The sequence below is a fragment of the Sanguibacteroides sp. AM78-02pH3A genome, from assembly GCF_027666085.1.
Lineage (GTDB): Bacteria > Bacteroidota > Bacteroidia > Bacteroidales > Marinifilaceae > Gabonibacter > Gabonibacter massiliensis.
Map to the genome: position 1 here is coordinate 405,421 of NZ_JAQEHX010000003.1, position 14,062 is coordinate 419,482.

General features: G+C 42.6%; 11 protein-coding genes. 8 read left to right on the forward strand and 3 right to left on the reverse strand.

Annotation, left to right across the window (positions count from 1 at the left end; translation table 11 throughout):
- Window positions 1-5: 5 nt before the first annotated feature.
- The 6 genes from PGR74_RS06695 (at window position 6) to PGR74_RS06720 (ending at window position 6,537) form a co-directional block, all read left to right on the forward strand.
- Window positions 6-698, forward strand: a complete 693-nt coding sequence (locus PGR74_RS06695) for a DUF4843 domain-containing protein (protein WP_160289156.1) — start codon at window positions 6-8, stop codon at window positions 696-698.
- Window positions 698-2,212, forward strand: coding sequence for a PKD-like family lipoprotein (locus tag PGR74_RS06700; RefSeq protein WP_110688813.1), 1,515 nt, complete (start codon window positions 698-700; stop codon window positions 2,210-2,212). The genes PGR74_RS06695 and PGR74_RS06700 overlap by 1 nt, the downstream gene beginning before the upstream one ends.
- Window positions 2,213-2,354: 142 nt before the next feature.
- A complete protein-coding gene (locus PGR74_RS06705) occupies window positions 2,355-3,248 on the forward strand; it encodes a cation diffusion facilitator family transporter (RefSeq protein ID WP_041504353.1) in 894 nt (297 codons plus the stop codon).
- A 9-nt stretch (window positions 3,249-3,257) separates the two neighbouring features.
- Window positions 3,258-3,884 (forward strand): DUF5715 family protein, encoded by a 627-nt coding sequence (locus PGR74_RS06710; RefSeq protein WP_041504354.1) that lies wholly within the window; start codon window positions 3,258-3,260, stop codon window positions 3,882-3,884.
- Window positions 3,885-4,067: 183 nt separating this feature from the next.
- Window positions 4,068-5,168 (forward strand): redox-regulated ATPase YchF, encoded by a 1,101-nt coding sequence (ychF, locus tag PGR74_RS06715; RefSeq protein WP_041504355.1) that lies wholly within the window; start codon window positions 4,068-4,070, stop codon window positions 5,166-5,168.
- Window positions 5,169-5,235: 67 nt separating this feature from the next.
- On the forward strand, window positions 5,236-6,537 hold the full coding sequence (locus PGR74_RS06720) for an NCS2 family permease (protein WP_041504356.1): 1,302 nt from the start codon (window positions 5,236-5,238) through the stop codon (window positions 6,535-6,537).
- A gap of 21 nt (window positions 6,538-6,558) precedes the next feature.
- Here the strand turns inward: PGR74_RS06720 and PGR74_RS06725 are convergent, their stop codons facing one another.
- Window positions 6,559-7,623, reverse strand: a complete 1,065-nt coding sequence (locus PGR74_RS06725; RefSeq protein WP_041504357.1) for an RluA family pseudouridine synthase — start codon at window positions 7,621-7,623, stop codon at window positions 6,559-6,561.
- On the reverse strand, window positions 7,620-8,444 hold the full coding sequence (locus PGR74_RS06730; RefSeq protein WP_041504358.1) for a PASTA domain-containing protein: 825 nt from the start codon (window positions 8,442-8,444) through the stop codon (window positions 7,620-7,622). The genes PGR74_RS06725 and PGR74_RS06730 overlap by 4 nt, the downstream gene beginning before the upstream one ends.
- A gap of 204 nt (window positions 8,445-8,648) precedes the next feature.
- On the opposite strand from PGR74_RS06730, the gene PGR74_RS06735 reads away from it, so the two are divergent.
- On the forward strand, window positions 8,649-10,394 hold the full coding sequence (locus tag PGR74_RS06735) for a LysM peptidoglycan-binding domain-containing protein (RefSeq protein ID WP_041504359.1): 1,746 nt from the start codon (window positions 8,649-8,651) through the stop codon (window positions 10,392-10,394).
- A gap of 189 nt (window positions 10,395-10,583) precedes the next feature.
- Window positions 10,584-12,767 carry a RelA/SpoT family protein gene (locus PGR74_RS06740; protein WP_041504360.1) on the forward strand — a complete coding sequence of 728 codons (2,184 nt, stop codon included), beginning with the start codon at window positions 10,584-10,586 and terminating at the stop codon, window positions 12,765-12,767.
- On the opposite strand, the gene PGR74_RS06745 is transcribed toward PGR74_RS06740, so the two are convergent.
- Entirely contained in the window at window positions 12,764-14,026 is a 1,263-nt protein-coding gene (locus tag PGR74_RS06745) for an Nramp family divalent metal transporter (protein ID WP_270516861.1), read from the reverse strand. The genes PGR74_RS06740 and PGR74_RS06745 overlap by 4 nt on opposite strands.
- Between the last annotated feature and the right edge of the window lie 36 nt (window positions 14,027-14,062).

Sequence of the window (14,062 nt, forward strand, 5' to 3'; positions counted from 1 at the left end):
TGAAAATGCGGAAAATAGGATGGATCGGTTTGTGGATTCTTGTTTCTTGTTCTTGTGGTAAGTCCGAAATGAAAATGTTCGGCGGAAAGAATTATGTCTATTTTGCCGGACGTTACGATCGGGATAGCGTCGAGGTATCGTTTTATTTTCATCCGAATACGGAAGTGTTGAGTATCCCGGTTCATTTGAAGGTCTCCGGAGATTTGCTGACTGAAGATAAAACATTCGTGATTGAAGCGGACGAGTCTTCGACGGCGGAAATTACCGATTATACTTTGCCGGAGTGGAAATGGAAGGCGGGGGAGGTTGAAGATTCTTCTTTTCAGGTGGTTTTGCACTATTCGCCTAAATTGGAGACCCGAGTTGTCCGTTTGGTTTTGAAAGTCGTGGAGAATGAGAACTTTTTACCGGGGGATATGCCTTACCGGAAAAAGATCATTCGATTTTCTGCTTTAAAATCAAGGCCGTTGTGGTGGAATGATAAGATTACGGACGAATATTTGGGACCTTATACGGAGAAAAAATTGGATGTTTTCATGGAAATTACCGGGGTAGGCGATTTGACAGGACTGGACGAAAACAGAATACGTTCTTTGGCGGTTCAGTTCAAGTATAAACTTATTGAAGAGGCAGAAAAGGGGAATATTATTCAAGATGAAAATGGCCCCATGTATAAAACGGTAAGTGTAAGCGTGTAATGAGAAAAATTGTTTTAGGAATAGGGATATGTTGTCTCTTGTATGGTTGTTACAAGGATAAAGGAAATGATGACTATGTTCCCGTCAACGAAATCGTCATTCGGGGAATCTCGGCCCTTTATCAAAAGAATGCGGGGGAAATATTGGAGATAAAACCGGAAGTTTATTATAGTTACGATACGATGGCTCCGAAGCATTGGGCTTATCGATGGAAGATCCAAAGGGGTAAAATAATAGGTAATCAGCAGGATTTGCGTTATCTGGCTGATACGATCGGAGAGTTTGAATGCTATTTTAGCGTTAAGGACAGCGTCAATGGTATTGAGTATGTTAAGGAGTTTATGTTGCGGGTGACGTCCCGTTACAATAAAGGATGGATGATATTATCCGAAAAGGATCAGATTTCCCATCTTTCGTTTATTCAGGAGAGGAGTCGGGGAAAAGGGACGGAGTATACGGCCTATCCGGATGTGTATGAGGTCGAAAACGGGGATGTGTTGGGAAGTTCCCCGGTAAAGTTACGAGAACATTGGCCGGGGAGTGATTATTCGGAGGCGGCCGGGGAAGTGATGGTCATGCAGAGAGGCGGACAGGGGTGTGTGGAATTAAACGACGTCTCTTTCCGGAAGGTGATGCATACGCGGGATGAGTTTCTTGAAAAAAATTATCCGCCGGGTTTTGTCATTAAGGATGCGCTTCACGGGATTTGGTCGGGTTATTTGCTTAGTGAAGATGGCGGTTTGTATTTTCGGAAGTATTTGACGAATGAAATATTGCATAGTGGAGCTTTTATGCAATTTAGAGCGGCTTACGGGGGAGAAGAGCTTCAGGTCGACCGATTGGTGCTTACCGATTATCAAAAGGTCCCTTTCTTTTTGTTGTACGATGAACGGCATAGAAGATTTTTGTGGATTTCTGATGCTGAAAAAGATGCGACTCGTATTGAAAAATTATATTATAGGGAGGAAAGACCGGCCGCATTTATGGATATCACGGGATTACCTTCCGGAGTAGACCTGTCGTATATAGGGTATTTGAGCGAGGAGTACAAGAGTTGTGGATTTTTAGTACTGTTGCGACGGAATGATGAGGTGATTGTCCAAACTTTTTCTGTTACCCTTGATCGGGAAATTATAAATCCCTATGCGGTGAAATTCAAACATCCGGATCTTTTGGATGGAAGAAATGTAATGACCCTTTTGCCTAAGCGTGGGTATTTGCTTTTTTCGGGTGGTATGGACCAGCGGGGGTTGTATTGTTATGATCCTGTTTCTAATGATATCAGGCAAGTATATCTATTCGATAGTCCGGTATGTTCGATAGCTTATAATTCGGACGTGACAGACCGGACGAATACCCGGATCGGGGTAGGGTTGGAAAATGGGACCTTCATGGTTCTGGACGCCTCTTCCGATTCTATTATGACAGGTCTTGTCCCGTTATATACTTCAGCTACCTCTTTTGGACGAATCGTCGATGTTGTTTATAAAATGCAACTTAAAAGTGCTTTGTAAGCTGCTTTCGCCTCTAAAGTAGTATCCTTATTCTTTGGATTACGAGAATTGAAGCAGGATTATAAAGAGAGGAAAAACATGGAATCGTTTTTAAGTAAATGAGCTATTATTTTTATCTTTGTTCAAAATTATTTGACAGGAGATGGATGAGAAAAATAGGGAAAAAGAGATCTATCGGGTAACAATCATAGGTTCTGTTGTAAATTTTTTATTATTGGCTTTTAAATTTATTGCCGGAATATGGGGGAAGAGTAGTGCTATGATAGCGGATGCCGTACACTCTTTATCCGATTTTGCGACGGATGTGGTTGTTCTCTTTTTCGTGAAGGTCTCCGCAAAGCCGAAAGATGAGGGACATGATTACGGACATGGAAAATACGAAACGTTGGCGACAACGATTATCGGGTTGATATTGTTATTGGTCGGAACCGGTATCTTTTGGAACGGGTTGAATCGTATTTTGGCCGTGACGAGGGGGGAGGAGATTGGCAGTCCGGATAGGATCGCTTTAATAGCGGCTATTGTTTCGATTGTTTTAAAGGAGATTTTATATCGTTATACCCTTTCGGTGGGGAAAAAAGTAAATAGTCAGGCTGTCGTCGCTAATGCCTGGCATCATCGTTCGGATGCATTTTCCTCAATCGGAACGGCTTTGGGTATTGGCGGAGCTATTTTTTTAGGAAAAGAGTGGCATGTTTTAGACCCGGTTGCTGCGGTTGTCGTGAGTATTTTTATAATAAAAGTTTCAATTCAGTTGATGACTCCCGCTTTGAACGATTTATTGGAACGCTCTCTCCCGGAAGAAGTGGAAAAAGAAATTTTGACCGTTATAAGTGAAGATGTGCAGATAAAGGACCCTCATAATTTGCGAACGCGTCGTATAGGAAATGATTTCGCCATAGAGATTCATGTACGCGTCAACGGTGAATTGACGGTGAGGGTGGCTCATATGATTGCAACGGGAATCGAAGAGCGTCTGCGAAAGAAATACGGTCCCCGTACGCATGTTGCGGTGCATGTAGAACCGGAAAAATAACGTGGAGCGATGCAGGTATACAGGTTGTTTATTTTTATGTATTTCGTTTCGTGCGTGCTCGTTTCGTGCGGAGAGAAAAAAGCGAAAAGGCCTTTTGTATATTTTAGAAATTATTCCCGTACGTTCAATGATTTGAATAATAGGCATATCGATGCTGCTAAGCGCTTGGGAATAGAGCCTCTTGCTTCTTCTGGTGAATTTAAAAGAGCAAGTAGAAAGTTGAAAAAGATCTCTTCCTGTGGATTGTATCATGTGGATGAGTTGACCCATTCGATCCCTTATTTGGTTCCGGAGGCTTATGATTTGCTGGAAAAAATTGCAGAGAATTTTAAAGATTCGCTTCGTGCCAAAGAGCTTCCGGGACATAAACTTATTGTTACGAGTGTATTGAGGACAGGAACAAGCGTTAACCGATTGAAGAAGAAGAATCTGAATGCCAGTTCTAATTCGGCTCATATATACGGGACTACTTTTGATATCGCTTATTCTCGTTACAAGCGAAAAGGGTCGAAATCGGAGACCAGGGATAAGTTGAAAACCGTATTGGCCGAAGTACTCCGGGATTTACGTAAGCAAAAAAGATGTTACGTCCGTTACGAGTATAAACAGGGCTGCTTTCATATAACGGTACGGTAAAGGTTTAAATTGTAAATTCAGCAATTCATACCCATGTACAGACAAGACAGAAAGTATGGTAAGATGCTGCTTTAGCTTAAAAATTGATTATCTTTGCGGACTCGTGCGAGCGGAAGGAGAGAAGGATCTTGTTATTGCTCGATAGCTTTAATTTAATGTATAATTAATTGATAATAATATATTATGAGTCTACAATGTGGAATCGTCGGTTTACCGAACGTGGGAAAATCGACCTTGTTCAATTGTTTAAGTAATGCGAAAGCCCAGTCTGCTAATTTCCCTTTCTGTACGATAGAACCGAATGTGGGGGTAATAACTGTGCCGGATAAGCGATTGAATAAATTGGTGGAATTGGTACAACCTCAAAATGTAGTACCAGCTGTGGTCGAGATCGTGGATATTGCCGGATTAGTAAAAGGGGCCAGCAAGGGAGAAGGTTTGGGGAATAAGTTTTTGTCTAATATTCGGGAAACGGATGCTATAATTCATGTTTTGCGTTGTTTTGATGACGATAATATTGTCCATGTGGATGGAAGCGTTGATCCGGTAAGAGATAAAGAGATTATAGATACGGAGTTGCAGTTGAAGGATTTGGAGACGGTTGAAAATCGATTGTTGAAAGAGGAGAAAAGGGCGAAAACCGGAGGAGATGCCTACGCGAAAAGACTTGTGGAAGTATTGTATCTTTATAAAGAAGCACTGGAGAGAGGGGAGTCCGCCCGGTCTGTTAAATTGACCGACTTACAGCAGGAGGTTGCTAAGGAGCTGATGTTATTGACGAATAAACCGATTTTATATGTTTGCAACGTGGACGAAGTATCTGTTGTAAAGGGTAATAAATACGTGGATGCGGTTCGAGAGGCCGTGAAGAACGAGGGTGCGGAGGTTTTGGTGATTGGAGCGGCCATTGAAGCGGATATAGCCGAATTGGAAACGTACGAGGAGAAACAGATGTTCCTTGAAGATTTGGGGTTGGAAGAGGCAGGAGTCAATAAATTGATCCGGACGGCTTATAAGCTGTTGAATCTGAGAACTTATTTTACGGCAGGACCGAAGGAAGTTAGGGCGTGGACGTTTAAGAATGGAATGAAAGCACCCCAAACCGCCGGCATTATTCATACTGATTTTGAAAAAGGATTTATTCGAGCGGAAGTTATTAAATACGAGGATTTTATTGCTTTCGGGTCGGAGGCTAAATGCAAGGAGGCGGGAAAAATGTCCGTGGAGGGAAAAGATTATGTCGTGCAGGATGGCGATATGATGAATTTCCGGTTTAATGTATAATAGGTGGAAGAACGATAATCAAGACGGTTTTGCTTTTTAAAGGCATAACCGTTTTTTAATTGTGCTTATGAAGACGTTGACTCGATTATTCGGTTTTGATCCGCGTACGATGCGTGTAAAGACAGAGGTAATGGCCGGAGTGACCACTTTTTTGACGATGTCGTATATTTTAGCGGTAAATCCAGATATGCTGTCTGCTGCTGCCATGGATAAAGGTGGGGTTTTTACGGCAACGGCATTAGCCGCGGCTGTCGCTACTTTGTTAATGGCCGTATTGGCCAAGTTGCCCTTTGCTTTGGCTCCCGGAATGGGACTGAATGCTTTTTTTGCTTATACTTTGGTACAGGTCATGGGATTTTCTTGGGAACAAGCGTTAACTGCTGTATTTATCGAGGGAATAGTCTTTATTTTGTTGACACTTTTTAATGTGCGTGAAATGATAGTGAATGCTATCCCTGCCTGTTTGCGTCAGGCCATTTCCGTGGGCATAGGTTTGTTTATTGCTTTTATCGGGTTAAAAAATGCAGGGATTGTGGTCTCTGATCCGGTTACCTTTCTTGCGTTGGGGAGGTTTACCCCGTCGGCCGTATTAGCCATGACGGGTATTGTTTTGGGAGGAGTATTGTTGGCCAGGCGTGTGAAAGGTGCTCTCTTTTACGTGATATTGGTCTGTACTTTGATCGGAATTCCTCTGGGTATTACTCGGATCCCGGAAAACTTTTCTCCGGTTTCTTTACCGCATTCTCTTGAGCCCGTGTTTCTTAAATTTGATTTTCATGCATTATGGGATCCCGATATGTTGATTGCCATATTCTCGTTGATTTTTATGGATATATTTGATACATTGGGAACTCTTGTAGGGACGGCTAACAAGGTGGGAATGGTGGAACCCGACGGAAAAATTCCCCGAATAAAAAAAGCGTTGTTGGCTGATGCGATAGGAACGACGGCCGGAGCCGTATTGGGAACCTCTACAACGACAACCTATGCCGAGAGTGCGGCAGGAATTGCGGAAGGAGGACGTTCCGGACTTATGGCTTTTACGGTCACCTTGCTCTTTTTAGTCTCTCTCTTTTTTGCACCTCTTTTTTTGTTGGTTCCCAGTGTGGCGACGGCCGGAGTTTTGGTAATCGTAGGCGTATTTATGTTCGATGCCGTGGGGAAAGTTGATTTCGAAGATATGACAGAAGTACTTCCTGCTTTTATTACGATACTTATGATGCCTTTGACTTATTCCATTGCCGAGGGGATCGTTCTGGGAATGTTGTCTTATACTTTTTTGAAAGTGTTGAGCGGAAGGTATCGTGACCTGAATCCGGTCATGTATGTTTTATCCTTATTGTTTATATTGAAGTATATATTTGTTTAACAGCCCTTGAGAGAAGGAAGACTACTCTTCCGGCTCTCTGTTTATAACGTAGTTTCTCCATTTGGAGATGAGTTGTTGCATGTCGTCCGGAATTTCCGAATCAAAGGCCATGTATTTTTCCGTCGTCGGGTGAATGAACCCCAAGGTTTTGGCATGTAAAGCCTGACGAGGGCAAATGGCAAAACAGTTTTGTACGAATTGTTTGTATTTGCTGAAAGTCGTTCCTTTCAGTATTTCATTGCCGCCGTATTCCGGGTCGTTGAATAACGGATGTCTGATATGCTTGAAATGAGCCCGGATTTGATGGGTCCTTCCGGTTTCAAGTACGCATTCAATGACATTTACATATCCGAGACGTTCCAGCACACGGTAATGGGTGACGGCGTGTTTGCCGTATTCACTGCCTTCGGGAAAAACGCCCATGATTTTCCGGTTGGAAAGATTCCTGCCGATATTGCCGATGATCGTACCGTTATCTTCTTCTAAATTGCCCCAACAGACGGCGACGTACTTCCGGTCGGAAGTTTTATTGAAAAACTGTAAAGCGAGTTTTGTTTTGGCTTCTTCTGTCTTGGCAATGACCAATAGTCCGGAAGTATCTTTGTCTATCCGGTGAACAAGTCCCGGTCGGGGGTCATTTTCTTTAAAAAGAGGATTGTCTTTTAAATGCCAGGCCAAGGCATTGACCAACGTGCCCGTGTAGTGGCCGAAAGAGGGGTGTACTACCATACCGGGTGCTTTATTTATGATTAGCAGGTCATCGTCCTCGTAAACAATATGGAGTGGAATGTTTTCGGGAATGATCGTGATCTCTCTTTTCGGATGAGACATCATCACCGAAACCACCTCTTTGGGTTTTATCTTGTAGTTGGGTTTTACAGGTTTCCCGTTTACCAATATATTACCCGCTTCGGCGGCATCTTGTATTTTAGTACGTGAGGCGTTGGGAATCCGGTCTACTAAGAATTTGTCGATTCGTAAAAGGGCCTGTCCGGAATCTGCTTCCAGACGAAAATGTTCGAATAACCCTTGTGCTTGTTCTTCCTCTTCGTTCAGTTCGTCTATATCTTCTATTTCTTCGATCATTCTTCTTGTGTTTCAGTGGAAAGAGAATCCTGTACAGCTAATTTTTCCTGATCTTTTGTCAAATAAACCGTTAGGTAACTTCCTAAGGTAATCTTAGGATGTTCTTCGATATCCGGCGTTTGTTGGTAGATAAAAGCTTCAAGTCGATCTTGTGGGGTACGAATGGTTTCATCTGTAATAACCTCTCCTAAATTTAAGAAAGAGAACAGAATAAGAGTTTTGGCCTCTTCTAAGGTTTTGCCCCGTAAATTCGGAATGAAAATCTGGTTATTACTTGTATTCCCATCCCCTAATATGATATCGATACTCTCTCCTTTCTGGATAATATCTCCGGGTTCGATAGGTTCCTCCTTGTACATGAAACCCAATACCAGATTCTTAAAATTGGAGGAGGTATATTTTAGTCGGCCGATATTAAAACCGATATTTTTTAACTTTTGAATGGTCTGTCTGAATGCCGTGTTTTTTAGATTCGGGAAAATCAACTTTTCCGGAGCGTTGGCATTGATGGTGAGTTGAATGGTCCGGCTGTTTTTTACCTTGGATTCGGGAGACGGAAATTGCTCGACGACAGTTCCCGCTTTCGCATGATCGTCGTAGATAGAGTCGATAACGACGGCGAATAAATTTTTTTCTTGAAGAAACGGTGCGGCCTCCGAAGGCGTGAGTCCTCGTAGATCAGGTACGGAAATGTATTGACCGTGCAGAGTATAGCTGTCTAAACGTTGGAGAACAACGTAACCGATAAGAAAAAGAAGTAACACGGCTACCAGCAGGTTGATGCCCCAGAATATGATTTTTTTTGTATTGAATACACTCATAAAATTTTACGTGTTTGAATATTTCATCTTTCCGATTTTTTTACTCAGAATGATGGATTGATCTCTTTCCCTGGCAAAAATAGCAGAGATTTTTCAATTATCTATTACTATTTTACTATTTTTGCTATGAAAAGGGATTTTGGTATTTTGTAAAACGAGGTTTCCCTTTATGAAAGGATTGTTTATTGTAAATGAAATAATAATATGATCAGAATTGTATTGTTGCTTGTTTTTCTTGGGTGGATAGGAGGTGTAAAAGCGCAAGACGTAAAGATTGAGCGCTCTAAAGAGATGGTCGTATGGAAAGGAAAAACATATTACCTGCATACGGTGGAACCCGGCCAGACTTTGTTTTCCATTTGCAAGGCTTATGAGGTTAGCGTGGAAGAAGTGATGGTGCTGAATGAGAAAAAAGACAATAATTTGACTATTCATGAAATATTAAAGATTCCTTACGTGGAGCCTTTTAAACGTTTGGATAACCAATTTTATTATCATAAGATCAAACCCAAAGAGACTCTGTACTCTTTATCCCGTAAATTTGGGATCCGTTTGAAACGTATACTGAAAGATAATCCGGAATACAGCGAAAAAGATCCTATTCCGACGGGTTCAGTCGTTCGTTTGACTTTAAAACAGATAGATAAGGATGTTTTGAATGCTGAATTGGCATGGGAGGACAGGCAAGTCAGGGAGGAAGCGGAGGTGGAGGCCTTACGGGTTGCTGCTCAAACCGTGAAAGATGAGGTCGATCGGGAGATAAAGAGGATAGAAGAGGAGGTACAGCACCCGGTATCGACTTACGCGGAACGTCCGGTCTTTTCCTATCAGGTAAGAGTGGCTTTGCTTTTGCCTTTCTATTTGAATAATAATCAATATCCTGAAGAGAAACCTGTTGTATTGGACTCTCTGGCGGTCGACCAGCAAGAAGAGAAATGGAATTTATATTCGAAGTCAGAACCTTTTGTACAGTTTTATGAAGGGATATTAATGGCTGTCGATAGTTTAAAAAAAGCGGGATATTCGGTTGATCTTCAGGTGTTCGACACGGAACGGGATCCGGGTAAGGCACGGATGATAGCTAACGAGTTGAATCGATTCAATCCCCAATTGATATTGGGGCCTGTGTATGCCAATACTTTTCAAGTCGTGGCGGATCAGTTGTATGATAAGTCCATACCCATGGTATATCCTTTATCTGCCCGTACGGAGGGATTGGGGCGTTTCCCGAATTTTATTCAGGTGAATACCTCTACAACGACATTGCTCGAAAATATGGCTGATTGGGTCGTGAAAAATAGTATCGGAGCTAATCTTGTGGTTATTCGTCCGTCCGGGGTTTCCGCCAATTCGGAGGAGAGTCAATTGCCGTATTTGGTAAGATATCGGTTGCAACCGGATATGGAGATGAAAACGATAAATTGGAGTTCGAGTATAACGGTAGATTCGCTGAAAATGCTTTTGAAACCGCATGCGGAGAATATTATTTTGTTTCCTACGGTTAATGAAGCTGCGGCGAGCCGGGTATTACCGGTATTATCGGCTTTGCCCGATAGTTATAAGGTAACGGTTGTGGGTTTTCCGGATTGGTTGAAATTTACGACATTGGGCGATGATGTGTTCTTTAAACTGAATGTGAAGTTGTTTATGAATAGTTATGTCGATTATCAGTCGGAACCAGCCCGGAAGTTTGCAGAACAACACCGGAAATATTTTTACTCGGAACCTACCCCGATTGTGAATCGAGCTTTTGATATCGGATTGTTTTTTATGAAACAGGTCGCTGATTACGGCAGGCAGGTATTAGGTCATCTGGGAACGGAGGATGAGGAGGCTTTATTCACGAGGTTTAAGTTCAAAATGTTACCTGGGGGCGGGATGGAGAATCGTGGATTGTATTTGGTCCATTTCCGTTCTAATTACGAGATAAAAATAACACCGGTAAATTGAAAGTTTCTTAAAGAGGATGTTATTATTTTTCTGTGTTTGCCGTAGAAAAATAGTCATGTATCGATGACACGGTCGTTGTGATTATTGTCGTTCGTCAATTGGTTTCCCCTAAATCATGTTAATTGAAAATGGACGGCACTCTTTTTGCAGCGATTAATCAGTTCGTATAAATCACTAAAATTTTGCAGTATGGCAGAAGATATAGCCAAGGAGATTATTTTAAAAAAGTACAGGTTACTTCTGAAATCATGTAAGAATTTGATCTCTAAAGAGGATATTCGTTTGGTCCGTAAGGCATTTAATATGGCTACGAGAGGGAGTAAAAATATGCCCGGGGCAGATAGAGAAGAGATGATTCGTATGTTGGAAGTGGGGCTTATCATTACTTCCGAAATAGGATTGGGAAGGACCTCGATTATTTGTGCCATGTTACATAAGGTAGCGGAGAGTGACGGTTTGTCAGAGTTGGAGATTCGGGAGTTATTCGGTGAGAAGGTAGCCCAAATTCTGTCCGGTTTACGCGATATCAGTCGTATTTATGCAACGCATGCGATTGTGGATTCGGATAATTTTCGTAAGCTATTGCTTAGTTTTGCGGAGGATGTACGCGTGCAGTTGATTTTTTTGGCCGAAAAAATTTATGATTTGCGTCGGGCGGATTCGTTTTCCCGAGAGGAACAGTTGAGGTTGGCTCGGGAAACGAGGTTTATTTATATACCGTTTGCGCATCGTTTGGGATTGTATAACGTAAAGTCGGAAATGGAGGATCGGGCTTTACGTTACGAGGAGCCTGAGATATACGAGGATATCTCTCGTAAATTGGAGGATTCGAAAGATACCCGTGAGAAATATATCGCGGAATTTATAGCTCCCGTCGTGGAAGAATTGGATCGACGAGGTATAAAGTATAAGGTAAAGTATCGTACGAAAACGATAGCTTCCATTTTGAATAAGATGCGCAAGAAACAGGTGGAGTTCGAGGAGATATACGATATTTTTGCCGTTCGCTTTATTTTGGATAGCCGGGGAGCAGAAGAGAAAGCCGATTGCTGGCGGGTATACTCTATCGTGGCCGATAAATATACTCCTAACCCGCAACGTTTACGAGACTGGCTCTCTGTGCCCAAATCGAACGGATACGAGTCATTGCAGACAACTGTTTTGGGTCCGAACAATCGTTGGGTAGAGGTGCAGATCCGGACCGAACGAATGGACGAAATAGCCGAGCGGGGATTTGCAGCCCATTGGAAATATAAAGGAGGAACGGCAGATAAGGCGATTGAAAACTGGTTAGCCGAGCTGAGGGATATTTTGGAAAGTCCGGAGGTCGGGGCTGTCGACTTGTTGGGGGATATAAAAATTAATTTGCAGGATAAGGAGGTACATGTGTTTACTCCGGCCGGAGATTTGAAAACCTTATCGGCAGGTGCTACTTTGTTGGATTTTGCTTATGCCATTCATACGGATGTCGGATCAAAGTGCGTGGGAGGAAAGGTGAATCAAAGGAATGAAACCCTGCGCTATGTTTTAAAGAACGGGGATCAGGTTTCTATCTTAACATCTAATAATCAGCAACCGAGTGCCGACTGGTTGAATATCGCGGTAACTTCTAAAGCCCGGAATAAGATCCGGCAATACCTGACCGAGCAATCGAGAGCGCAAGCGGAGTTAGGTAAAGAGATGCTGATGCGCCGTTTTAAAAACTGGAAGTTGGAGTTGACGGATGAGGTGATAAGACGTTTGCAACAGCATTATAAGTATAAATTTGCCATTGATCTGTATCAGGGAATTGCGGAAGGGAAACACACGATGACCGAAATTAAGGAGTGGGTCACGAAACCGAAAGAGGAAGAAAAACTTGTTGTGCCAGCGAAAGAGGTACAGATCATTCATCCTAAAAAGGTGGATGAGGATGTTTTGTTGATTGACCGGAATGTGGACAATGTCGTTTATAAGTTTGCCCGGTGTTGTAATCCTGTTTTCGGAGATGAGATTTTGGGGTTCGTTTCGATCGGAGAGGGAATTAAAATTCACAGGAAGCAGTGTAAAAATGCCATGGATTTGGAAAAGCGTTATCCTTATCGGATCGTAAAGGCGCAATGGACGAACGGGGGTGCTACTTCTTATCAGACGATCTTAAACATTGTCGGACGGGAAGATGCGGGGATGGTGAATAAAATCACAGAGGTGATTTCGAAAGACCCGCATGTTACCTTGAGAGGGTTATCCATTAATTCCAGCGAGGGATTATTTGATGGAAAAATTACGGTATTGGTAGGAAATACGGAACATCTTTCCCAATTGATTTCCCGATTGAAACGGATTCAGGGCGTGATGAGAGTCGCCCGGCATGATTCGGTTATTGAAAATTAAAAGAAACTGATTAACAGCATAATATTTAACAGGGTAACAATTCCGCCGATCGCGTAAAGTAAATATTTCGTATAGGTGGAATTTTTATATTTTCCCATGACCTTTTCGGAAGAGGTGAGATGTACTTGTAGAAAAATAGTGATGGGAAGTTGTATGCTAAGTGCCATTTGAGAGTAGATAAGTCCTTGAAATGGGTTGGAAACAATTAAAATCAATCCGAAAGCCACGATCAAAGAGATGAGTACGCCCCACCGGGAATGGTTGTCTTTAATGTCGTAAGGTTCCTTGAACATACCGGCGAAAATGGAGCCTGCAGCCATGCCTGAGGTAATGGTAGAGGCTACCCCCGCAAAGAGTAGAGCGACAGCGAAGATGATAGCTGCATTGTTTCCCAAAAGAGGCTTGAGCAGGGTATTGGCTTGTTCTAATTCCGTAACGGGAGTTCCGTGTTTAAAAAAGCTGGCCGCGGCTAAAAGAATCATGGCGCTGTTGATCGCCCAACCGATGAACATCGAGAGAATGGTGTCCGCGTATTCGTAACGTAATTGTTTCTTGATCACTTTATCGTCTTGAATATTCCATTGCCTGCTTTGAATGATTTCCGAGTGTAAAAACAGATTGTGCGGCATGACGACAGCTCCTAATACGCTCATGATAATGACCATGGAGCCCTGGGGAAACGAGGGAGTTATCCAGGCTACGGTGGCGGCGTTCCAATCGATATCGACTAATGATAATTCGTAAATGAAAGATAAGCCGATAATGGACACGAAAGCGATAATCCATTTTTCAATGATCCGGTAGGTATTGGTGAAAAGCATAATCGTAACGAAGAGTAGAACCAACAATGAACCGGCCTTTATCGGAATATGAAAAAGCATTTCCAGGGCGATAGCTCCGCCTAAAATCTCGGCCAGTGAGGTCGAAACGGAAGCTAATACTGCGGATCCGAGGATTAAGTTGGCCTGTTTAGGTTTGAGATGGGTTGCCGCTGCCTCCGACAGACAAAGACCGGTGGCTATGCCCAAGTGAGCCACGTTATGTTGTAGAATAATTAACATGAGGGTAGACAGGGTAACCATCCAGAGGAGGGTGTAGCCGTATTCGGCACCAGCCGCCAAATTGGAGGCCCAATTTCCCGGATCTATAAAACCGACCGTTACCAGTAAACCGGGACCGATGTATTTCAATATTTCAAGCCCGCCGAAATTCGGATGATGTTTTGCCGTACTGAATAATTGCTTTAAATGTTTAAGCATAAGTTCTTTTGTAAAAATAGATTTATTTTTGAGTGT